At 61.6% G+C, this 22780-nt stretch carries 19 protein-coding genes and 1 other RNA gene; 14 read left to right on the top strand and 6 right to left on the bottom strand.

Features of this window, described 5'->3' with window-relative positions:
* Position 1 precedes the first annotated feature (1 nt).
* Positions 2-454, bottom strand: coding sequence for a GatB/YqeY domain-containing protein (locus tag ACLP2E_RS22485; protein ID WP_442463092.1), 453 nt, complete (start codon positions 452-454; stop codon positions 2-4).
* Positions 455-702: 248 nt separating this feature from the next.
* Between ACLP2E_RS22485 and carA the strand changes: the two genes are divergently transcribed.
* Entirely contained in the window at positions 703-1893 is a 1191-nt protein-coding gene (carA, locus tag ACLP2E_RS22480) for a glutamine-hydrolyzing carbamoyl-phosphate synthase small subunit (RefSeq protein ID WP_442463091.1), read from the top strand.
* A 14-nt stretch (positions 1894-1907) separates the two neighbouring features.
* Here carA and panB read toward each other — a convergent pair whose 3' ends face one another.
* Positions 1908-2729 carry a 3-methyl-2-oxobutanoate hydroxymethyltransferase gene (gene panB, locus ACLP2E_RS22475; RefSeq protein WP_442463090.1) on the bottom strand — a complete coding sequence of 274 codons (822 nt, stop codon included), beginning with the start codon at positions 2727-2729 and terminating at the stop codon, positions 1908-1910.
* A gap of 193 nt (positions 2730-2922) precedes the next feature.
* On the opposite strand from panB, the gene dnaG reads away from it, so the two are divergent.
* From dnaG to ACLP2E_RS22430, 9 genes are all read left to right on the top strand, one after another.
* Positions 2923-4848 carry a DNA primase gene (gene dnaG, locus ACLP2E_RS22470; protein ID WP_442463089.1) on the top strand — a complete coding sequence of 642 codons (1926 nt, stop codon included), beginning with the start codon at positions 2923-2925 and terminating at the stop codon, positions 4846-4848.
* A 186-nt stretch (positions 4849-5034) separates the two neighbouring features.
* Positions 5035-7047: an RNA polymerase sigma factor RpoD gene (gene rpoD, locus ACLP2E_RS22465; RefSeq protein WP_442463088.1), complete on the top strand. Its 2013-nt coding sequence runs from the start codon at positions 5035-5037 to the stop codon at positions 7045-7047.
* Positions 7048-7144: 97 nt separating this feature from the next.
* A non-coding RNA gene (ssrS, locus tag ACLP2E_RS22460) (6S RNA) lies at positions 7145-7293 on the top strand.
* A gap of 124 nt (positions 7294-7417) precedes the next feature.
* Positions 7418-8008, top strand: a complete 591-nt coding sequence (locus tag ACLP2E_RS22455) for a 5-formyltetrahydrofolate cyclo-ligase (RefSeq protein ID WP_442467186.1) — start codon at positions 7418-7420, stop codon at positions 8006-8008.
* Entirely contained in the window at positions 8008-8820 is an 813-nt protein-coding gene (locus tag ACLP2E_RS22450; protein ID WP_442463086.1) for a TIGR00282 family metallophosphoesterase, read from the top strand. Before ACLP2E_RS22455 ends, ACLP2E_RS22450 begins: the two co-directional genes overlap by 1 nt.
* Positions 8821-9131: 311 nt before the next feature.
* Positions 9132-11417 (top strand): outer membrane beta-barrel protein, encoded by a 2286-nt coding sequence (locus tag ACLP2E_RS22445; protein ID WP_442467185.1) that lies wholly within the window; start codon positions 9132-9134, stop codon positions 11415-11417.
* Between the two features lie 175 nt (positions 11418-11592).
* Entirely contained in the window at positions 11593-13218 is a 1626-nt protein-coding gene (locus ACLP2E_RS22440) for an outer membrane beta-barrel protein (RefSeq protein ID WP_442467184.1), read from the top strand.
* 162 nt (positions 13219-13380) lie between these two features.
* Positions 13381-14127, top strand: coding sequence for a YebC/PmpR family DNA-binding transcriptional regulator (locus tag ACLP2E_RS22435; protein ID WP_442467183.1), 747 nt, complete (start codon positions 13381-13383; stop codon positions 14125-14127).
* 222 nt (positions 14128-14349) lie between these two features.
* Positions 14350-15801 carry a PEP-CTERM sorting domain-containing protein gene (locus ACLP2E_RS22430; protein ID WP_442467182.1) on the top strand — a complete coding sequence of 484 codons (1452 nt, stop codon included), beginning with the start codon at positions 14350-14352 and terminating at the stop codon, positions 15799-15801.
* Between the two features lie 92 nt (positions 15802-15893).
* Here ACLP2E_RS22430 and ACLP2E_RS22425 read toward each other — a convergent pair whose 3' ends face one another.
* On the bottom strand, positions 15894-17798 hold the full coding sequence (locus ACLP2E_RS22425; RefSeq protein WP_442467181.1) for a propionyl-CoA synthetase: 1905 nt from the start codon (positions 17796-17798) through the stop codon (positions 15894-15896).
* 414 nt (positions 17799-18212) lie between these two features.
* Here ACLP2E_RS22425 and ACLP2E_RS22420 point away from each other — a divergent pair, with 414 nt between their 5' ends.
* Complete coding sequence (locus ACLP2E_RS22420; protein WP_442467180.1) at positions 18213-19472, top strand: glycosyltransferase family 87 protein; 1260 nt, start codon at positions 18213-18215, stop codon at positions 19470-19472.
* 115 nt (positions 19473-19587) lie between these two features.
* Here ACLP2E_RS22420 and ACLP2E_RS22415 read toward each other — a convergent pair whose 3' ends face one another.
* The gene (locus ACLP2E_RS22415) at positions 19588-19773 is read right to left on the bottom strand and encodes a DUF465 domain-containing protein (RefSeq protein WP_442463079.1); all 186 of its coding nucleotides are present in this window, start codon (positions 19771-19773) and stop codon (positions 19588-19590) included.
* A gap of 226 nt (positions 19774-19999) precedes the next feature.
* Between ACLP2E_RS22415 and ACLP2E_RS22410 the strand changes: the two genes are divergently transcribed.
* The 3 genes from ACLP2E_RS22410 (at position 20000) to ACLP2E_RS22400 (ending at position 21860) form a co-directional block, all read left to right on the top strand.
* Positions 20000-20218, top strand: a complete 219-nt coding sequence (locus ACLP2E_RS22410; protein ID WP_442463078.1) for a YdcH family protein — start codon at positions 20000-20002, stop codon at positions 20216-20218.
* Positions 20219-20311: 93 nt separating this feature from the next.
* The gene (gene purE, locus ACLP2E_RS22405) at positions 20312-20773 is read left to right on the top strand and encodes a 5-(carboxyamino)imidazole ribonucleotide mutase (RefSeq protein WP_442463123.1); all 462 of its coding nucleotides are present in this window, start codon (positions 20312-20314) and stop codon (positions 20771-20773) included.
* Positions 20766-21860 (top strand): 5-(carboxyamino)imidazole ribonucleotide synthase, encoded by a 1095-nt coding sequence (locus tag ACLP2E_RS22400; RefSeq protein WP_442463077.1) that lies wholly within the window; start codon positions 20766-20768, stop codon positions 21858-21860. The genes purE and ACLP2E_RS22400 overlap by 8 nt, the downstream gene beginning before the upstream one ends.
* Positions 21861-21900: 40 nt before the next feature.
* Here ACLP2E_RS22400 and ACLP2E_RS22395 read toward each other — a convergent pair whose 3' ends face one another.
* A complete protein-coding gene (locus ACLP2E_RS22395) occupies positions 21901-22455 on the bottom strand; it encodes a hypothetical protein (protein WP_442467179.1) in 555 nt (184 codons plus the stop codon).
* A 64-nt stretch (positions 22456-22519) separates the two neighbouring features.
* Positions 22520-22780: DUF1269 domain-containing protein (locus tag ACLP2E_RS22390; RefSeq protein ID WP_442467178.1), on the bottom strand; the 261-nt coding region annotated here is incomplete at its 5' end.

The following is a 22780-nucleotide window of genomic DNA, read 5'->3' as shown; positions in this document are numbered from 1 at the left end:
TTCACCCCGCCAGCGCCGCCTTGACCAAGCCGCTGGCCTTGCCGAAATCCATCTTGCCGGCGTGCTGGGCTTTCAGCACCGCGATCACCTTGCCCATGTCCTTGATCGAGGCGGCGCCGGTCTCAGTGATGGCGGCCTTTATCGCAACGGCGACTTCCTCGTCGCTCATCGGTTGCGGCAGGAAGGTGGAAATCACCGCAATTTCCTCGCGCTCCTGCGCCGCCAGTTCGGGCCGGCCGTTTTTTTCGTAGATTTCCATCGATTCCTGGCGGCTTTTCACCAGTTTCTGCAACAGCCCGAGGATTTCCTCCTCGCCGACTTCCTTGCCCGTCGTGCGCGCCTCGATGTCGCGGTCCTTGAGCGCGGCGGTGATCATGCGAATGGCGCCAACGCGGGTCTTGTCGCCGGCCTTCATCGCCAGTTTGAGTTCGGAAGTGAAATTTTCACGCAACATGGTGGTTTTCCGTTTCGGGGCGGTTTTCGCCGGGGTTGACGGGGCAGAACCGCTCGCCTAGCTTGCGCGCGGAATAAAACCCCTTAAATGCAGATGGCCGCGAACGCCTCGTCCGAGGCGCTACCTTTCCTCATGGGAAAGGTCAGGAGCGAACGCGACGCCGAGCCAATGCGAGGGATTCGCTGACCGCGACTTGTCGACGCCAGCGAGATATATAACAACTCGCGCAAATCTGTAGAGTGGACAGGATGCAGGATCAAGCCAAAGCCGCCGGATGGGAAAAACCGGTTCCTACCGCCTTGCTCGTCATGGCCGACGGCACGGTGATCGAAGGTTTCGGCTTCGGGGCGCCAGGCAAGGCGGTCGGCGAAGTCTGTTTCAACACCGCGATGACCGGCTATCAGGAAATCCTCACCGACCCTTCCTATGCCGCTCAGATCGTCACTTTCACATTTCCCCATATCGGCAATGTCGGCGTCAACGACGAGGATGTCGAGACCGTCGATTCCGACCGGGTTTCCGGCGCGAGGGGTGTGATCGTCCAGGCTCCGGCGACCGAACCGTCTAATTTCCGCGCCCAGAAAGGGCTCGACGCCTGGCTGAAGGCGCGCGGCATGATCGGCCTGTACGGCGTCGACACCCGAGCGCTCACCGCGCTGATTCGCGAAAAGGGCATGCCCAATGCTGTGATCGCCTATGCGCCGGACGGAGAGTTCGATGTCGACGCGCTTAAAGCCGAGGCGGCGTCCTGGCCGGGCATAGACGGCATGGACCTGGTGCCGGACGTGACGGCGAAACAGGATTACGGCTGGACCGCGACGACCTGGCGGCTTGGCGAAGGTTTCGGCGAGCAGCAGGCGCCTCGTTTCAAGGTGGTGGCGCTGGATTTCGGCGTCAAGCGCAATATCTTGCGTTTGCTCGCGGAGGCCGGTTGCGAGGTCAAGGTGGTTCGAGCCACCGCGAGCGCGGCAGAAATCCTGGCTGAAAAGCCCGATGGCGTGTTCCTGTCGAACGGACCGGGCGATCCGGCGGAAACCGGCAAATATGCCGTGCCGACGATCCAGAAAATCCTCGAGGCGAAAATCCCGACCTTCGGGATCTGCCTCGGCCATCAGATGATGGCGCTGGCGGTCGGCGCGAAGACGATGAAAATGCATCAGGGCCATCACGGCGCCAATCATCCGGTGCAGGATTTCACCACCAACAAGGTGGAAATCGTCTCGATGAACCACGGTTTCGCGGTCGATCCGGCCAGCCTGCCGGAGAATGCCGTCGAGACGCACAAATCGCTGTTCGACGGCTCGAATTGCGGCATCGCGCTCACCGACCGCCCCGCTTTCTCGGTGCAGCACCATCCCGAAGCCTCGCCCGGCCCGCAGGACAGCCATTATCTGTTCCAGCGCTTCGTCGAAATGATGGAAAAGCACAAGGCGGCGTAAGGGCGCGGCCCAGTTCAGACCTTTTCGCCCAGGACCTCGGCCTTGAACCGCGCCAAAACCTCCGGCGGCATGGCGGCGCAATTGGCTTTGGTCGGGAATTCGGCCTTCAGCACATCCGCCAGATAGGCGCGGCTAGCCTCGCGCATGGTCTGGCCGACTTCCGCATAGCGACGGTTGTGGCGGAAATTCTTCTCGCCGTAGCCAAGGACGTCCGGGAAAACCAGAACCTGTCCGTCGGTCCCGAATCCCGCGCCTATGCCGATAGTCGGCGCGCGAATGGCCCCGGTCACGGCGGCGGCGAGCTCCAGGGGCGCGAGCTCAAGCACCAGCATGAATACGCCAGCTTCGTCGAGAGCCTTGGCGTCGGCGAAAATCCGGACGGCTTCCTCGAAGGTCTTGCCGTGGACGCGCCTTTCGCCTGTCTGCGGCTCGTAGCCGAGATGGCCGCAAACCGGGATGCCGGCGCCAGTGAGCATGCGGACCAGTTCCGGATGGGCGCCCTCGAATTTCACAGCGTCGGCGCCGGCTTTTTGGAGGGTTTTGGCGCTGGCCAGAGCTTGCTCGGGCGAGTCATAGGTGGCGAAGGGCAGGTCGCCGATGACGAAAGTGTCGCGCGCTCCGCGCCGCACGGCCGCTACGTGATGCGCCATGTCGGCGAGGGTGACTTCGCGCTCGCTGGGATAGCCGAGGATATTGACGCCGACGCTGTCGCCAACCAGAATCACTTCGATCCCGGCCTCTTCCTGCGCCCGCGCCTGTGGCGCGTCATAGGCGGTGAGCATGGCGATCTTTTCGCCCTTGCGCTTCATTTCGGCAAATCTGGCAAGCACGCGCATATGAAAAATCTCTGTGCGATGGCCGCCCCGGTCGGCGGCGGCTCTGTCTATCCCTTGGCGGGCGGCCCGTCTATCCGATAACGCCGAGGCTTTTTTGCGGACATGCTGTGGATAACGGCGACAATGTCGTTTTCGGATTGCGTTGGCGCGCTCGCGGCCCCACTTGTAAAAGACACTTTTTCGCACGGAAAACATGAAATTCTCTCCGTCCTTCCTCGATGAGATACGGGCGCGGCTTCCGCTGTCGGAAGTCGTGGGACAAAGCGTGAAACTCAAGAAGGAAGGGCGCGAATGGCGGGGCCTGTCGCCGTTCAATTCGGAAAAGACGCCCTCTTTCTACGTCAATGACCAGAAGGGTTTCTATTACGATTTTTCCGCCGGCAAGAACGGCGACGTGTTCAACTTCGTGATGGAGACGCAAGGCCTCGGCTTTCCGGAGGCGGTCGAAAAACTGGCGGGCATGGCTGGCCTGGCGATGCCGGTGGAGACGCCGGAAGCGGCGGCGGCGGAAAAACGCCGCGCCACCACTATCGAGGCGCTGGAGCTGGCGACGGGTTTTTTCCAGCAGCAATTGCGAGGCCCCGCAGGCGCCAAAGCCCGCGCCTATCTGACCGAGCGCGGCCTCGGCGCGGAGGCGCGGGAAAAGTTTCGCCTCGGCTATGCCCCGGCCGAGCGTTACGCCCTGCGCGATTTTCTCGCCGGCAAAGGCTGTTCGGCCGAGACGATGATCGAGGCCGGCTTGCTGACCCATGGTCCGGACATCAACGTCCCCTATGACTTCTTCCGCGACCGGCTGATGTTCCCGATTGGCGACCGCTCTGGCCGGACGATCGCTTTCGGCGGCCGCGCCCTGGCCAAGGACGTGCAGCCGAAATACAAGAATTCCGCCGAAACTCCGTTGTTTCACAAGGGTTCGAACCTCTATAACCTGCATGCTGCAAGGCCTGCGGCGCATGAGCGCGGAACAGTCGTCGCAGTCGAAGGCTACGTCGATGTGATCGCCCTGACGATGGCCGGCCACCCCAATGTCGTCGCCGGCCTCGGCACCGCCCTGACGCCGGAGCAATGCGAATTGTTGTGGAAAATGGCGGAGGAGCCGATTCTGTGTTTCGATGGCGACAAGGCCGGCCGCAAGGCCGCTTTCCGCGCCGTCGACACCGCCTTGCCGTTGATCGGGCCGGGCAAGACCCTGCGCTTTGCCTTGCTGCCGGACGGTCAGGATCCCGACGATCTCGCGCGTTCCGGGGGCGGAGCGGCGATCGAGGCGGTGCTGGCGGCGGCCAGGCCTCTGGTCGAGATGATTTTCGTCCGCGAATCCGAGGCGCAGCCGCTCGACACCCCGGAGCGCCGCGCCGGGCTGGAGCGGCGCCTGCGCGATTGCGCCGGCCTGATCCGCGACGAAATGCTGCGCCGGCATTATCTCGATGATTTTCGCCAGCGCCTGTCCGAATTGTTCGGCCGGACGCGGGCCAGTCAGAATTCTGGTCAGAGTTTTGGCGGGCAGAACCGGAAGTTTTCGCCGGGCGGCCGCTTCAAACAAGATCCTGCGACTTTTTCGCGCCAGCCCTTCGCGCCCAGTTCGGCTCTGTTGCAGTCCAGCCTGTTCGCTTCGCGCAAAGAGGCCCCAGCGGCGCGCGAATTGCTTATTCTCGCCTTGCTGCTCAATCATCCCGGCTTGCTCGCGCTCCATGGCGAAGAGATCGCCCGGCTGGAGTTTTCGAGCGAGAGCGGGGGAAAGCTGCGTGACGCTTTGCTGGGATTGGCCGATCCCGACGCGTCGCCCGGGCACTTGCGTGAAAAGCTTGTTTCGCGCGGATTCGAGGGTTTTTTGGACGCATTGGCGTCCAACGCCACAATTTCGACACTGTGGTGCGTGAGGCCCGAGACGCATCAAAATGACGCAGACGAGGTTTTGCGGCAGGCCTTGGCCTTGCATCGTAAACAGCGGGCGTTAAATAGGGAGTTGCGACTGGCCGAGGCGGTTCTGGCGGGAGAACCGTCCGAGGCCAATTTTGCCGTACTCGCGGATATCAGGGCGCAATTGTCGGCGCTTGAGGGCGCGGAGGCGACGATCGAAGGCTTTGGCGCTCATTCCGGTCGGGAAGACAAATCCGTTTGATAGCGGTTTTACGCGGACCGCTCGGTCCTCGCGTAAAAATTGGGTTTAGTTCGGGGCGGGCGCTGTTCGCCGCTTGATGGTTAAGCGGAATTTAAAATTTTCCGCGCAGCCTGCGGCGAATGGCCGCGCCACTTGCGGCGATTCTCGGTCGGCGCGCCGTTGAAACATTTACGGTTTGGAGACGACATGGCGAAAAAAGACGAAGCGAAGCCGGAAGGGGAAGCTGGGGTGGCGGAGGCGACCGACAGCCCGTTGCTCGATCTCTCCGACGCCGCCGTCAAACGCATGATGAAGCTCGCCAAAAAGCGGGGCTTCGTCACTTACGCCGAATTGAACGCCGTGCTGCCCTCGGAAGAGGTGACCTCGGACCAGATCGAAGACGTCTACGCCATTCTCAACGAGATGGGCATTAACGTCGTCGAGGCCGAAGAGGCCGACGAGGCCGAGGAAGAGGCCGCCCCCGAGGAAGAAGAGGCGGAGGGCGGCGAACTGGCCGAACCGGTCGCCGCCAAGGCTGTGGCGACGCGGACTTCCGAGCCGACCGACCGCACCGACGATCCGGTGCGCATGTATCTGCGCGAAATGGGCTCGGTCGAGCTTTTGTCGCGCGAGGGCGAAATCGCCATCGCCAAGCGCATCGAGGCCGGCCGCGAGGCGATGATCGCCGGTCTGTGCGAAAGCCCGCTGACATTCCAGGCCATCATCATCTGGCGCGACGAACTGGTCGAGAACAAGGTTCTGCTGCGCGAAATCATCGATCTTGAAGCCACCTACGCCGGCCCGGACAGCAAGGTCGCGGCGGCGGCCGTGGAAGGCGAGGCCGAAGCCGAGACCGAAGCGCCCGCTACTGCTCCGCGCAATCCGCCTGCCGGGCTGGATGAACCGCCGGTCCCCGAAGACGCCTTCGAGGACGAGGACGATATGGAGAATTCCGTATCGCTCTCCGCGATGGAGATCGAACTCAAGCCGAAGGTTCTCGAAACCTTCGACCGCGTCGCCGACGCTTACAAGAAGCTGCGCCGACTGCAGGACCAGAATGTCGAGAACAAGCTCAAGAACGAGGCGCTGACGCCCGCTCAGGAGCGCAAATACAAGACGCTCAAGAAAGAGATCGTCACCGACGTCAAATCGCTGTCGCTCAACCAGAACCGCATCGACGCGCTGGTCGAGCAGCTTTACGACATCAATCGCCGGCTGATCGGCCTGGAAACCCGGCTGTTGCGGCTGTCGGAAAGCTTTGGCGTGTCGCGCGAGGACTTTCTCAAGAATTATCACGGATCGGAACTCGATCCGAAGTGGCTGTTGCGCGTGTCGAAACTTGGCGCGCGCGGCTGGAAGGATTTCGTCGCCAACGCCAAGGACGACATTCACGAATTGCGCTGCGATATTCACGCCCTGGCGACGGAAACCGGGCTGGAAATCCTGGAGTTCCGCAGTATCGTCCACATGGTGCAGAAGGGTGAGCGCGAAGCTCGGCAGGCCAAGAAGGAAATGGTCGAGGCCAATCTGCGCCTGGTCATTTCCATCGCCAAGAAATACACCAATCGCGGCCTGCAATTTCTCGACCTGATCCAGGAAGGCAATATCGGCCTGATGAAGGCGGTCGACAAGTTCGAATATCGGCGCGGCTATAAATTCTCGACCTATGCGACCTGGTGGATTCGCCAGGCCATCACCCGGTCCATCGCGGATCAGGCGAGAACCATCCGCATCCCGGTGCATATGATCGAGACGATCAACAAGATCGTGCGCACCTCGCGCCAGATGCTGCACGAGATCGGCCGCGAGCCGACGCCGGAGGAACTGGCGGAAAAGCTCGCCATGCCTTTGGAAAAAGTGCGCAAGGTGCTGAAAATCGCCAAGGAGCCGATCTCGCTGGAGACGCCGATCGGCGACGAGGAAGATTCGCATCTCGGCGACTTCATCGAGGACAAGAACGCCATTCTCCCGATCGACGCGGCGATCCAGTCGAATTTGCGCGAGACGACCACGCGGGTTCTGGCCTCGCTCACGCCGCGCGAAGAACGTGTGTTGCGTATGCGCTTCGGCATCGGCATGAACACCGATCACACGCTGGAAGAAGTTGGCCAGCAGTTTTCGGTGACGCGTGAACGTATCCGCCAGATCGAAGCCAAGGCGCTTCGCAAGCTGAAGCATCCGTCGCGCTCGCGTAAATTGCGGTCGTTCCTGGATAATTGACGCCAGCCCGTCATTGCGGATCGCATTTGACTCGCAGTGACGGTATTTTTCGTAATTGGCGCTGGCGCCCGGCGTAGAAGCCCCCTAAATTGGTTTTGCGGCGCTGCGGGGTGCGTGTGGACTTTTCCCCGGGGCCTTACGATCCCCTAGGGAGCTGTCCCTGTCTTCGTCCGTGGACTTAGGCACATGGCGCCCACCTACTCTGTAGGTACCCGGGATCACATCCCACGGCTTTTGTGGCCCGCACCCTTTTTCCTGATCGTTCTCCAATCGTGGCTATGCGGGCAGATGCAGCGCTTTCCTTCTTCTGCAAGGGGAGAAGGGGAGCATCCGCTGGCGAATGCTTGACTTCCAGCGCTATCATGGCTGCATGCCGATAGATAAGACTCTCCTCCGCTCCCAACTCCGCGAGGCGCGGACGAAAATTCCCGCGGCGGAGGCGGAGCGGGCGGCGCTCCGCGTCGCCGAGCGCGCTCTGTTCCTCGTCGCCGAATTCGGCGGCGGGCCGGAGGCGACGCCCGTCGCCCTTTACGCCAGCCTTCCGGGCGAACTGGACTCCTTCCCTTTGCTGGAGGCGCTCGCGGCCAAAAACTTTCCGACCCTTTTGCCGGTCAGCGGCGAAAAAGCGACGCCGCTCAAATTCCACTTGTGGCGGCCTGGCGAAAAACTGGTCGCTGGACGCTACGGCCTGCGCGAACCGCACTCTTCCGCACCGGAAATGAATCCGAAAGTGCTGTTCGCGCCTTTGCTCGGTTTTGACGGGCAGGGCGGCCGTCTCGGCTTCGGCGGCGGCTATTACGACGCCACGCTGGCGTATCTGCGCCGTGAAAGCCAAATTGTCGCCGGCGGGCTCGCCTTCGCCCGCCAGCAAGTGGCCGAAATTCCCCGCGAAAAACACGACGAAAAACTCGATTTCGTGATAACGGAAGAGCAAGTCTTTCGCTTTCATACGGATCGATAATGCGTCTTTTATTTATCGGCGATGTCGTCGGCCGCGTCGGCCGCGCCGCCATTGCCGAACATGTTCCCGTTTTGCGGCGGGACCTGGCGCTCGATTTCGTCGTCGCCAATGGCGAGAACGCCGCTGGCGGGTTTGGCATCACGGAAAACATCGCGCAGGAATTTCTCAACGCCGGCGTCGACTGCATCACGCTCGGCAATCACGCCTTCGACCAGCGCGAGGCGCTGGTTTTCATCGAACGCGCGCCGCATGTGCTGCGGCCGCTCAATTATCCCGCCGGCACGCCGGGGCGCGGCGCCTGGCTTTACGAGACCGCCAAGGGCGAGCGCGTGCTGGTGATGAACGTGATGGGCCGCGTGTTCATGGACGCGATGGACGATCCTTTCGCGGCGGTGGAGAAGGAATTGGCCGCCTGTCCGCTGGGACTGGCCTGCGACGCCGCCATTCTCGACATTCACGCCGAAGCCTCGAGCGAGAAACAGGCGCTGGCGCATTTCGCCGACGGCCGGGTGTCGCTGGCCATCGGCACTCACACCCATGTCCCGACCGCCGATTGGCGCATTCTGCCGCATGGCGCGGCTTTCCAGACCGACGCCGGCATGACCGGCGATTACGATTCGGTGATCGGCATGGACAAGGAAGAGCCGATCCGCCGTTTTACCCGCAAAACGCCGGGCTCGCGTTTCGAGCCCGCCGAGGGCCAGGCGACGCTGTGCGGGCTGTTCGTCGAGACCGGCGGCGACGGTTTGGCCAGGAAAGTCGAGGCCCTGCGCGTCGGCGGGGCGCTGGCGCAGGCGATTCCCGCTTTTTAGGACCTTATTTGTGTGACTTCGCGGCCACAGATGGGACGCAATCGTGTCGGATTTGCGCCGGCGCCCATTTGACAGGCAGACCGAAAAGCATAATTCGCAGGCAAAAAACCTTACAAATGCACAGCGAATACTCATATTTTGATCGTTTATGTAGCATAGTCATCAGCTTTACATGCAATCATTATGAGTTCCTTATATCCCACCGGGTTTTCCTTAATTGCTTCCTTATGGGCGCGAAAAATAGTTTCATCTCACAGAGCCATAATTCGTGAGCCGGCGATTCTGTCTCGCGCCGGCAGTGAGGCGAGCCAATGAAAAATAGACTTTTGTCAATTGCGGGAATGCTGGCGCTGGTCGCCGGTCAGGCGGTCGCCGCCGATCTGCCTTCGCTCAAGGCGCCTCCGGAAGCGCCTCCGGTTTTCACCTGGAATGGCTTTTATGCCGGCGTCGCCGCCGGCGGGGTTTGGGGACCCGCGAGCGTCAGCCAGCCTGGTTTCGAGTCCGCCAAATTGAACGGCTCCAGCGGGGCCCTGGCGGGTCTGGCCGGCTACAACATGCAGTTCGGCCAGTTCGTGGCGGGCGTTGAAGGCGAAATGGGATGGCAGAACACCACCGGTTCGGCCAATTTCATCGACGGGTCCAGCGGCCTTCCGTATAATGCAAGCCTCAATTCCGAATATGAAATGCGCATACGCGGCCGCGTGGGATACGCCTTCGGCAACGCGCTGATCTTTGCCGCTGGCGGTCTGTCTGTCACCGGCGAGCGCGTGAACCTCGGCGGACCCGGCGGCTACGCCACGGTCAGAAACGACCTTACCGGCTACAATATCGGCGGCGGCGTCGATTACGCCTTCGCGCCGAACTGGGTGGCGCGCGTCGAATATATCCGCGACAATTACAATACCCTGCCGTACAATTTCTCGGGCGCCTCGGCCAACAATCTGGTTCCGTTCAACGACCGGCTCGTTTCGGCGTCGAACAACACCATTCGGGCCAGCCTGATCTATAATTTCGGCCCGGGCGGGGCGCCGGGGAACCAGGCCCAACCGGCCGATCCGAACTACACAACCAAAGCTCTCGATTCCCTCGGCGATAATTTCTTCGAGCGGCTGGTGAACTATTACAAGCTGGAATGGGGCCACGACGCCGCGCCGACCGATCCGTCCGCGCCGCCGTCGCGCCGCGCCGATTGGCCGCCGGCGCCGGAAACTTCGCCGCCCATGCCCTTCTTCGATTATTCCTATGGCGGCACCACCAATCTGGGCACCAATCGCACGGCTTCGGTGGACAGCCCGCTGATGGTGGCGCTCGCGCCCTCGCCGCTCGGCAAGTTCATGAGCGACTGGGGCATCCAGGCCTATGGCTGGGTCAATGCCGGCGCCAACGCCTCCACCAGCAAGCTTCATGACGGCGGCAATTTCCCCGCCGCCTATATGTACAGCCCGAATACAGTCAGCCTCGACCAGGCGGTGATGTATGTCGAGCGCACGCCCGACACGGTGCAGAAGGACCACATCGACTGGGGCTTCCGCTTCTCGACCATTTATGGCGAAAACTACCGCTATACGACGTCCTATGGCGTCGCCAGCTGGCAATTGCTGAACCACAATGATGTCAACGGCTATGACTTCCCGATGGTCTGGGGCGAAATCTTCATTCCGCAGGTCGCGGAAGGCATGCTGGTCCGCGTCGGCCGCTTCATTTCACTGCCCGACATCGAAGCTCAGTTGGCGCCGAACAATTACATGTATTCGCACTCGATGACCTATGCCTTCGACAACTACACCAACAATGGCGTCCAGGCGTCGATTGCGGTCACCAAGAACCTGTTCATCCAGCCGGGTATCAGCTTGGGCTCGGATACGGCGGTTTGGAACAACGGCGCGCACCTGCCGAATTTGGCTCAGAGCTTGCCCGGTTACGGGACCAATCCGCTCTATCCGAATTCGAACTACCTCAAGGACCCGGGCAACGTTCCGTCCTTCACTCTGTGCCTGCGCTACCAGACCGACACCGCCAACGACAATATCTATCTGTGCGGCGACGCGTTCAACAAGGGCCAATGGGGCTACAACAATCTGCAATGGTTTGGCGGCACCTATTACCACAGGTTCAACGACCAGTGGCACATCGCCTTCGAATCATACAACCTCCACGAAACCCATGTGCCGAATAACCAGAACGCCGAAGCCCTGGCCTTCTATGCAGCTGGCGGCACGCCGTTCTCGCCGCAATATATCCCCTTCAACGCGCCCGGCACGGCGAACTGCCGAAATACGGTTCAACTCTACTGCAACTCGGATACCCAGACCTTCCTGACCTATCTGAACTATCAGTTCTCGCCGCTCGACAACCTGTCGTTGCGCGCTGAATATTTCTCAGACATGACTGGACAGCGCACCGGCGTCGCCACCAACTATGCGGAATGGGCGCTCGGCTGGCAGCACTGGTTCTCGCCCCAGATCGAAGTTCGTCCGGAAGTCGCCTATTACCGGTCCTTCCAGGCCAACGCCTTCAATGGCAATTCGAATTTCGCCATTGCGCCGAACAAGAATTGGGAAGTGGTCGCCGCCGGCGACATCATCTGGCACTTCTGACGAGTTTCCGGCGGGCGAAAAATCCGCCGGAGCCTGAACATCTGCAAACTTGACGGTCGGGGGAAACCCCGGCCTTCTTTGTTTTTTCGGTCCTGATGGACAGTATACGGTCCCGCAACATATTGATAATATGGGAGCTGGCGGCGCTGGTGAGCGCCGTCGGCGGGGCAAGTCCATGAAAAAGCGATTTTTGCTGGTCTTGGGCTTGCTGGGCATGATCGCTGGACCCAGTCTTGCCGACGAGGCGCCGACCCCGGTGGTCGATCCTGCCTACACGACCAAAGCCTTGGATACCCTGGGCGACTCGTTTTTCGTACGTCTGGTGCACTATTACAAACTCGAATGGGGGCATGACGCCGCGCCGGTCGATCCGGCGGCGCCGCCGTCACGTCGCGCCGACTGGCCGCCTGCGCCGGAATCCACGCCGCCCATGCCCTTCACCGAATATCCCTATGGCGGTTCGACCAATCTCGGCGCCAATCGTTCGGCTTCGGTTGACAGCCCTTTGATGGTGGCGATGGCCGAGACCTCGCCCGGGAAATGGATGGCCGACCATCAGTTGCAGCTATACGGCTGGATCGACGCCGGCGGCAACGCCAGCACGAGCAGGCTGCATGACGGCGGCAATTTCCCCGCCGCCGATATGTACAGTCCCAATACGGTCAGCCTCGACCAGGCCGTGGTCTATTTCGAACGTACGCCCGATACGGTGCAGAAGGATCACATCGACTGGGGCTTCCGATTCGCCACGACCTATGGCGAGAACTACCGCTATACCACCACCTATGGCGTCGCCAGCTGGCAATTGCTGAACCACAACGATGTCAATGGCTATGACTTCCCGATGGTCTACTGCGAAATCTTCGTGCCGCAAATTGCGGAAGGCCTGATGATCCGGGTGGGACGCTATATCACGCTTCCCGATATCGAAGCGCAGCTCGCTCCAAACGATTACTTGTATTCACACTCCATGACTTATGCCTACGACAATTATTCCACCACTGGTATACAGGCCACTTTGGCGGTCACCAAAAACCTGTTCCTGCAGGTCGGCGTCAGCGGCGGCACGGATACGGCTTTGTGGAACGCTGGCGCGCGTTTGCCCAACCGCGATCCCAATCCGTTATATTCCGGCTCGACCTTCTTGAAGGATCCGGGCGCGATTCCCTCCTTTACCTTGTGCGCGCGATATGAAACGGACAGCGCCAAGGACAGTATTTACCTCTGCGGCGACGTTCTCAACAAGGGCGAATGGGGTTACAATAATCTGCAATGGATCGGAGGGACTTATTACCACAAGTTCAACGACCGATGGCACATCGCCTTCGAATCCTGGAATATCCACCAGATCAAGGTTGCCAATCTCGATAATCCGCTGGTGCATAACGCCGCCGGCACGGGCTGGTACGACATGGGCGGCACGCCTTTCTCACGGCAATATATTCCCTTCAACGCTCCCAACGGGGCGCATTGCAAGAACATGATCCAACAATGGTGCACGACCGACGAGCAGACTTTTCTGGCCTTTCTGAACTACCAGTTCTCGCCGCTGGATAATCTGTCGTTGCGCAGCGAATATTTCAACGATCCGCAAGGCCAGCGCACCGGCGTCGCCACATCCTATGCCGATTGGGCGCTCAGCTGGCAGCACTGGTTCTCGCCCCAGATCGAAGTTCGTCCGGAAGTCGCCTATTACCGGTCGTTCAATGCGCCGGCCTTCAACGGCAACGCGAATTTCGGCATAGCGCCTGACAAGAATTGGGAGGTGGTCGCCGCCGGCGACATCATCATCCACTTCTGACGCGTTTTCCGCCAGGAACCATAGCCATTTCGCCTGAAAGCGTTCTGGCCACTTTTCAGCCGCTCTGCGCCCGTTTATAAGGCGCGATCGTTTTTCTCGTCCTTCCGTCGAGCCGGCTAAAGCTGGCGCGGAGGCGTTTTCAAAAAGCAACCAGGGGCGCTTATGGCCGGCCATAGTCAGTTCAAGAACATCATGCACAGGAAGGGCAAGGCCGACGCCGCCCGTTCCAAGCTTTTTTCCAAACTGGCGCGGGAAATCACCGTCGCCGCCAAGATGGGGCTGCCGGACCCGAACATGAACGCCCGCCTGCGCGCGGCCTGCATCGCCGCCCGCGTCGAAAACATGCCCAAGGACAATATCGAGCGGGCGATCAAGAAGGCCGCCGGCGCCGACGGCGAAAACTACGATGAAGTGCGTTACGAGGGTTATGCGCCCGGCGGCGTCGCAGTGATCGTCGAGGCTCTGACCGACAATCGCAACCGCACCGCGGGAGAGGTGCGCTCCTATTTCACCAAGGCGGGTGGGGCGCTGGCGGAAACCGGCGCGGTGTCCTTCATGTTCGATCACGTCGGCCAGATCGAATTCGACGCCAAGGCGGCGGGCGAGGACGCGATGATGGAGGCGGCGATCGAAGCCGGCGCCGAGGATGCCGTCAGCACGCCGGACGGCCACGAAATCACCACCAAGCTGGAAGACCTGGTCGAAGTGACCAAGGCGCTGGAAGCGAAATTCGGCGAGGCGAAGAAGTCGAAGCTGGTGTGGAAGCCGCAGAACAATATCGCGGTGGACGACGAGGCCGGCGAAAAGATCCTGCGTCTGATCGGGTCGCTGGAAGACAATGACGACGTGCAGAACGTCTACGCCAATTTCGAGATTTCCGACGCCCTGATGGCGAAAATGGGGGGCTGAAGCCGCCCCACGGCAATTCTTTCCGTTGCCCCCCAATTCGCTTTGCGGACTGGGGGTTTTCTTTTGTCGCGCGTCAGCTGCAAGACATTGAAAATTTGGAATGAATCGGGCGTTTCATCGAAACTTCACAGGAGTGTCGCACGACAATTTTAGAAGCCCCGTTCAAGCTAAAGGTCGACCGAGCCCTTGATGCTTGAGCCAACGATTCGGGGGATCTGAATGATGAATAAACGCACCGCGCTGAAAAGCGCGCTACTTGTCTCCGTCGCCTTGACGGGCGCGACGACCACGGCTTACGCCGGTTCCACCATCTTCACCAAGGGCGACCTCGTCATCGACACGGTGACGGGTTCCGTACTCGACACCGCTTCGCCGATCACGTTGAAGGAATTCAGCCTTGGAGCTGGCGGAGCCTCCGCCAACCCGGTCTGGTCGCTGACCCTGCCGCAAATCGCCAATGGCGCCAATGCGCCGATTTCGGGCGAATATGGCTCGGCTTCCGAAGGCCTGATGCAGCTGACCGGCAACGGCGACTTCCTCACCCTCCTGGGCTATGGCGTCAACGCCAACACCTTCAACACGGCGCCGTTGTCGACCTACGGCACGGCGGCCCTCGGCCAGACCACCAGCCTGACCGGCCAACCCTATACCACCGTGCCGCGCGTCGTCGCCCTGATCAGCGGCAAGGGCGTGGTCAACACCACCACCGCCCTGACCGGCGTGTTCAACACCAACAATCCGCGCAGCGTCTATTCCGCCACCGGTTATTCGTTCTATGTTTCCGGCCAGGGCGCCAGCAAGACCGACTCGACGCAGGGCGTGTTCTACACCACGCTCGGTTCGACCACCGCGACGCCGATCGACACCTCGACCGACACCCGCTTCGTCACCGAATATAACGGCACGCTCTATGTGTCGCGCGACCAGAATCCCCCGGGCAGCGGCAACCAGAACTACTCCAACGTCAGTAGCCTGACCGGCCCGAAGGGCCAGCCGCCGCTCAATTCTACCGGACTGGTCACCACCCACATCACCCCGCCGGCCTCGCCCTATTCCTCCGGCGGCAACAACGGCTCGATCAATCTGACCAAGGCGCTGGAAAATGGCGTCAACAACAGCCGCGTCGGCAGCTTCGTCTATCTGAGCCCGGAACAATTCTTCTTCGCCAACGCGACCACGCTCTATGTCGCCGACAGCGGCCAGCCGAAAAACGGCAACGCCAACAAGGCGGCGCTGGGCGAAGGCGGGTTGCAGAAATGGACCGAAAACACCGGCACCGGCGTGTGGACGCTGGATTATGATCTCGTCAGCGGGCTGAACCTGGTCAATAACGCCAACGCCAACGCCAGCACGCCGACGGCGCCGGGCGTCACCGGCCTGTTCGGGCTCACCGGCGAAGTCGTCGGCGGCAAGGTCGAGCTCTTCGCCACCAGCTATGGCCTCAATGAGTTGTCGCCGAGCTACCTGTATGAAATCACCGACACGCTGTCTTACACGACCATCGGTCAGGCTGGCCTCGAAAAATTCACCACCCTCTATGCCGCGCCGAACAACATATCGATCCGTGGCGTGTCCTTCGCTCCATCGGTGCCCGAAGCCTCGACCTGGGTAATGATGCTGCTCGGCTTCCTCGGACTTGGCTTCGTCGGCCAGCGCAAGACGCGCATCGCCTGATCCAACGACTGCGCTTGACCGAAATGGAAAGACCGCCTCCGGCGGTCTTTCTTTTTGTGTCTTCGCTGGCTCGATCGTCGGTGGTGGTCGCCTTACACGCCCTTGTGCTGCAGCGCCGCCATGATCTCGTCCATGATCGCCGGATCGTCGATGGTGGCGGGCATGGTCCAGGCGTCGCCATCGGCGATTTTTTTCATCGTGCCGCGCAGGATTTTTCCCGAACGCGTTTTCGGCAGACGCGCGACGCAGATGGCGATCTTGAACGCCGCCACCGGACCGATCTTGTCACGGACCAGCTTGACGATGTCCTTTTCGATCTCGATCGGGGAACGCGTCACGCCGGATTTCAGCACCACGAAGCCGCAGGGCTGTTCGCCCTTCAACTCGTCCTTGACGCCGATCACCGCGCATTCGGCGACGTCTGGATGCGAGGCGAGCACTTCCTCCATGCCGCCGGTGGACAGGCGGTGGCCGGCGACGTTGATGATGTCGTCGGTGCGGCCCATGATGTAGAGGTAGCCGTCGTCGTCGATGAAGCCGGCGTCAGCGGTTTTGTAATAGCCAGGGAAGTCCGTCAGATAGGATTCCGTCATCCGCCCGTCCTGCCGCCACAGGGTCGGCAGATTGCCGGGAGGCAGCGGCAGCTTGATCACGATCGAGCCCATCTTGCCGTGCGCGACCGGATGGGCGGCTTCGTCGACAATCTGGACGTCGTAGCCGGGCATGGCTACGGTCGGCGAACCGTGCTTGACCGGCAGCGCGCCGAGGCCCACCGGATTGCCGGCGATCGCCCAGCCGGTTTCGGTCTGCCACCAATGGTCGATGACCGGAACGCCCAAAATCTGCTCGGCCCAGGCGACCGTGTCTGGATCGGCCCGTTCGCCGGCCAGGAACAGGGTGCGCAGGCTTTTGCCGACATTGTATTTTTTCAGATATTCGGCGTTGGGGTCTTCCTTGCGCACGGCGCGGAAGGCGGTCGGCGCTGTGAACAGGGCGGCGATATTATATTCCTCGATCATCCGCCAGAAGGCGCCGGCGTCGGGCGTGCCGATCGGCTTGCCCTCGTAGACCACGGTGGTGGCGCCATGCAGCAGTTGGGCATAGATGATGTAGGAATGGCCGACCACCCAGCCAACGTCGGAAGCTGCCCAAAAGACCTCGCCCGGCTCGATGCCGTAGAGGTTTTTCATCGTCCATTTCAGCGCCACGGCATGGCCGCCGTTGTCGCGCACCACGCCCTTGGGAATGCCGGTCGTACCGGACGTATAGAGAATATAGAGCGGGTCGGTCGCCTTCATTTCCTCGGGCTCGACCGTGCGGCGCTCCGCCAAAGCCGCGACGACCAGATCTCCCCAGTCGAAATCGCGCCCGGCGACCATCGTCGCCTGGTCTTGCGGGCGCTGCAGCAGCAGAACTTTTTCCGGCTTGACGGCGGCGAGGTTGATCGCCTCGTCCAGCAAAGGCTTGTACTTGACGACGCGGTTCGGCTCGATGCCGGCCGAGGCGGTGAGAATGACTTTTGGCTCGCTGTCATCGATGCGGGTAGCGAGTTCCTTGGAGGCAAAGCCGCCGAACACCACGGAATGGATGGCGCCGATGCGGGCGCAGGCCAGCACGCCGATTACGGCTTCGGGGATCATCGGCATGTAGACCAGCACGCGGTCGCCCTTGGCGACGCCAAAATCCTTGAGCACGGATGCGACCGCGTTCACCTCGGCCAGCAATTGCGCATAGGTGTAAGTGCGCTTGATGCCGGTAACCGGGCTGTCGAAGATTAGCGCGGCCTGCTCGGCGCGACCGTTCTTCACATGGCGGTCGAGCGCATTATAGCAGGTGTTGAGGGTTCCGTCGGGGAACCATCGGCCGTAGACGCCCGCCTCCGGGTCGAAAACCGTCTTCGGCGGCTTGATCCAGTCGATTTCCTTGGCGGCCTCGGCCCAGAAGGCCAGCGGATCGCTCTTCCAGGATTGATAGACCTCTTTATAGCGACTGGTCATCTGTTCCCTCTCGCATTTTTTCCTCTGCGCGGGATTTCCCGCACGGGGGGTTGGATTTGACCGGAAATTGCGCCGCCGCGCGCAATAAGTCCAGAATGGCGCGCTCAATCCTTCGGCTAATGGCGGCGCCCTGTTCATCCATGCGTGACGATGCGCCGCCGCCCGGAACGAGAGAACAGCTATTTCCTTTACTTGAATCGAAGGTCCGCGTTAGCGAATACGCTTCAGCGCAGATAGATCACGCTATGCAGCGTTTCGAGCAATTCCGGCTTGGTAAGCCAGATTCTGCCGAGGATGCAGCGATTGTGCAATTTTGAATAAAGATTGACCCAGGCCTCAGCCTCGTCGTCCTGAATCTTGCCCGAATTTTAACGGGCGCCGTGGCAGAAAGGCGGGCTCTGAGCGGGAGTCGTCTTGTCCCTGTCGCAAATAATCGCCTTTTTTCGTAAGGCGCGCTGGCTCGACGAGGGTCGCGCTCGCGCTTGGCTGCGCATCCTGGCGGTCATTCAGATCCTGGGCCTGCTCGGCCTGGTCCTGACCTCCAGCCGGGGCGCCGACGGAAGAGGCGAGCCGCTCGGCACGGATTTCGTCAGTTACTGGACGGCGGCGCGGTTGGCGCTCAATGGGTCGCCGGCTTCCGTCTATGATCCCGCCGTCCACCACGCCGCCGAACAGGCTTTTTTCGGCGGCCATTTCGGCTTTTACGCCTTTTTCTATCCGCCGGTGTTTCTGTTGTTTTGCTTGCCACTGGCGGTCGCGCCCTATTTCGCCGCCTTGACGCTTTGGCTGGCGGCGACAGGCTGCGCCTATCTTCGCGTCATGCGGCAAATCGCCGCAACCAGGATAGGGGTCCTGCCGATCCTGGCTTTTCCCGCCGTATTCACCACGCTCGCCCATGGCCAGAACGCTCTTCTCTCGACGGCTTTGTTTGGCGCGGGGGTAAACTTTCTCGGCGCGCGGCCGGGGCTGGCGGGCCTCTGTTTCGGCGCGCTTTGCTACAAGCCGCAACTTGCGGCGCTGCTTCCGCTGGGCCTGGCGGCGAGCGGGCGCTGGCGGGCTCTCCTGTCCATGGCCGCGAGCGCTTCCGCGCTGATCGCCCTGTCCTTCGGCCTGTTCGGCGAACCCGCCTGGCGCGCCTTTCTTGCCGAGGCGCCTTTGGCCCGCGCCACCTTGGAGCAGGGGCTGGTCGAACCGGAAAAAATGGCGAGCCTGTTCGCCGCCATTCGCCTGCTCGGCGGCGGCGTCGCCCTCGCCTATGTTTTACAGGCGGCGCTTGCTGGAGTTGTGGCGTGTGCTCTGGTCGCGACCCTGCGCAAGTGCGCCGATCCGCTGACGCAGGGCGCGCTGATCGCAACTGCGGCGCTGCTCGTCACGCCTTTCCTGCTCGATTACGACCTGACGCTGCTGGCCCTGCCGCTGGCCTTGCTTTTGTCTCGGGCTCTGGCGACGGGTTTTTTGCCTTATGAGAAAATCATCCTTCTCGCTGGCTTTGCCTTGCCGGCTTTTGCAAGGCCGCTTGGACAAATGGCTGGCCTTCCGCTCGCGCCCGTCATTGTCACGCTTCTGTTCGCTGCGTTGACGCGGCGCGCGCCGACGGAGCGCGTCTGCGGCTTTGCCGAAGCAAGGGACCCCGCTCGGCGTCGTCAGGCGAAATGGGTTGTCGCTTCGCGTTGAGAAAACACGTCAAAGCAAAGAAGCGGAGCCTTTTTCGCTCTGGGCCTAAAGCGGGCATGAAAAAACCGCCGGATGGGGTTTCCGGCGGCTTTTCAGGGATCGTGACGCAGGCTTCTCAGTGCACCGTTTCTTGTGCGTTTTGTCGCAATTTGGCGATTTCGTCCTTGAGCAGCAATTTCTTTCGCTTCAATTCGTGCAGTTTAAGCTCGTCTACCGCAGGGTGAAGCTCCTCCTTCTCGATTTCTCGTTGCAGCGACAAATGGCGGCGCTCGAGCTCGGCGAGATGGCTTTGCAAGGACATGCGCAACTCCTATCCACGTGTTAACGACAGGATTGTGACACGATTGCGCTCCGCCGCAAGCGAAAATTTTCGCAATGAAAATCGTGATTTAACAAAACGCCAATCCCCCAGCGGAAGTCGGTCAACGCCGGAAACCGCATACTTGTCCTTGCCCTCGGCGCGCCGGGCGGACATAATCCACGACAAGGCGCGGCGGGCGCCGACCGAGATCAGCCAGCGGCTTTAGATGAGCAGAGAACTGAGCGAAGAAGAGCGGGCGGAATTCGCCAACGAAATCGAGCGTCTGCGGCAGGAGCATCGGGATCTCGACGCCGCCATCGATGCGCTGATGGCGGTGGGCGCCAATGACGCCCTGCAGTTGCAGCGGTTGAAAAAGCGGAAACTTGCGCTGCGCGACCGCATTTCCTTTTTGGAAGACACGTTGACGCCCGATATTATTGCGTAGATTTCCGGCGTCATTTGCATTAGACACGTCGCCTTCAAGAATTTCCAGGTCCGAATCGAAGTGTCGAAAGCAAAACCCCCCGTCGCCATCATCATGGGCAGCCAATCCGACTGGACGACCATGCGTCACGCCAGCGAAACACTGGCGGCGCTCGGCGTCGACGCCGATGTGCGCATCGTCTCGGCGCATCGCACGCCCGACCGTCTGGTGGCTTTCGCCAAGGGCGCGCGCGGGGCGGGTTTGAAGGTCGTCATCGCCGGCGCTGGCGGCGCCGCGCATCTGCCCGGCATGACCGCAGCCATGACGCCCCTGCCGGTGCTCGGAGTGCCCATCGAATCCAAAGCCCTTTCCGGGAGGGACTCGCTCTATTCGATCGTGCAGATGCCCGGCGGCGTGCCCGTGGGGACGCTGGCGATCGGCAAGCCGGGGGCGATCAACGCCGCGCTGCTCGCCGCCGCCATTCTCGCTTTGAACGACGAACCCCTGGCCGCGCGGCTCGACGCCTGGCGGGAAAAACAGACCGCGGAGGTCGCGGAGCGGCCGACCCATGGTTGAGGAAAAACTGGCGCCGGGAGCGCGCGTCGGAATTGTCGGCGGCGGCCAGTTGGGCCGGATGCTGGCGCTCGCCGGCGCGCGCCTTGGCCTCTACTGCCATATTTATACCGACCGCAGCGACGATCCGGCCATCGACGTCGCGGCCTGCTCCAGCGTCGCGCCCTATGACGATCAGGATGCTCTGGCGCGCTTCGTCGACGCGGTCGATGTCGTCACCTATGAGTTCGAAAACATTCCCGCGCAGACCGCCGAGTTCCTGGCGGCGCAAAAGCCGGTGCGCCCCTCGCCGCAGGTGCTGGCGCTGACCCAGGACCGGCTGGTCGAGAAGAATTTCATCTCGGGGCTCGGCATCGAGGTGGCGCCTTACGCGCAGGTGGACGACGCCGGCGCCCTGGCGCGCGCCGTGGCGCAGATCGGGCGTCCGTCGATCCTGAAGACGCGGCGCTTCGGCTATGACGGCAAGGGCCAGGCCCTGATCCGCCTGGGCTCGGACCTGGCGACGAGTTTCCGCTCGCTCGGCGGCCAGCCGTCGATTCTGGAGGGTTTCGTGCCTTTCCGCTGCGAGGTCTCGGTGGTTGCGGCGCGTGGGCTCGACGGCGATTTCGTCGCCTGGGACATAGGCCAGAACGTCCACGAACATCACATTCTCGCCAGCACCAAAGTTCCCGCCGACATCAGCGCCGATCTGGCTGCGCGGGCGAAGGACAAGGCGCGAAAAATCGCCGAGGCGCTGGATTATGTCGGCGTGCTGGCGGTCGAGATGTTTTTGACCGAGGGCCGCGGCGGTCCCCGGTTGCTGGTCAACGAGATCGCGCCGCGTGTGCATAATTCCGGCCACTGGACGATGGACGGCGCGGTGACCTCGCAGTTCGAGCAGCATTTGCGCGCCATCTGCGGTTTTCCGCTCGGCAGCGTTCGCGCTCATGGGCCGGCGGAAATGCTCAACCTGATCGGCGACGATATTTACCGCTGGCGCGAATTTCTCGCGCAAAAAGGCGCCTGCCTGCATCTCTACGGCAAGAGTGAAGCGCGCCCGGGCCGCAAGATGGGCCACGTGACCTTTTTGAAGGAAAACGCCCAAGACTGAATCTGAAAAACGACGCCAGGGACTGAAGCCGCGCTTCAGCCTATTTGCGCATTTTCGACCTGACCCAGAAGAACAGGGCGCCGACGCCGAGCACCAGCACGGCTTCCCCCAGCAGCAGCAGCGCCGATTGTTCCACCCAGGCGGCGGCGGGCACGGCGAGGGCCAGCAGCAACCCGACCACCCAAATCCGCCAGAGGCTGGAATGCAGGCCGGCCAGAAAAGTCGATAGCGCCAGCACCGTCAAAAGCGACAGGCCGGTGGCGTTGTCATTCAGCACGCCTCGCACTTGCGGCAGGAACAACAGCCGCATGGCGACGAAACAGGCGAGCCAGTGAAGGGCCTGGGTCTTGACCAGCCTCATGCGGCTCGCGGTCGGCCCGCCATGCTCCCATCCGGCGAGGATGCAGATCAGCGCATAGGCGGGCGCCAGCAATTGCCAGTAGAGGATGGTCTGTCGCCCGGTGAAATCGTTGATCGCTATGCCGATGAAGGCGCCGAGCAGCATGGCGATATAGGGAAGTTCGGCGCGCAAGGCTTCGCCGCCCGTCTCGGCATGCGTTGTTTCCGGCGCGATCTCCGGCCCCAAATCGCTCATCACCTTGGCTCCCCCATGAAAATCGGCGGCCGGAAACTCGGCCGCCGCGTTGTTCTGGGCTTGATCAGATCGAGGGGGCCTGCGCCGGAATCTGGGCCTGGGCGGCGGTGCTCGCATCGGCGAGCGCCTTCTGCAGTTCGGCTTCCTTTTCGTTGTCGAAGGAGGTGCGCAAAACCTTGCCGCCAACGCCCTTCAAATCTTCGAGCACCTTGTCCGTGGTCATCTTCTTGATCAGCAGGAACAGCGCCGCATTGCCCGACTGCAGGCTGGACGACGCATCGCGCATGAAATTGTCGTCGATGCCGAAATCGGTCAACTTGCCACT

It is taken from the genome of Rhodoblastus sp. (genome assembly GCF_052145335.1).
Lineage (GTDB): Bacteria > Pseudomonadota > Alphaproteobacteria > Rhizobiales > Beijerinckiaceae > Rhodoblastus.
Note: the sequence above shows the minus strand (reverse complement) of the source record. Positions and strands in the feature narration are given on the sequence as shown.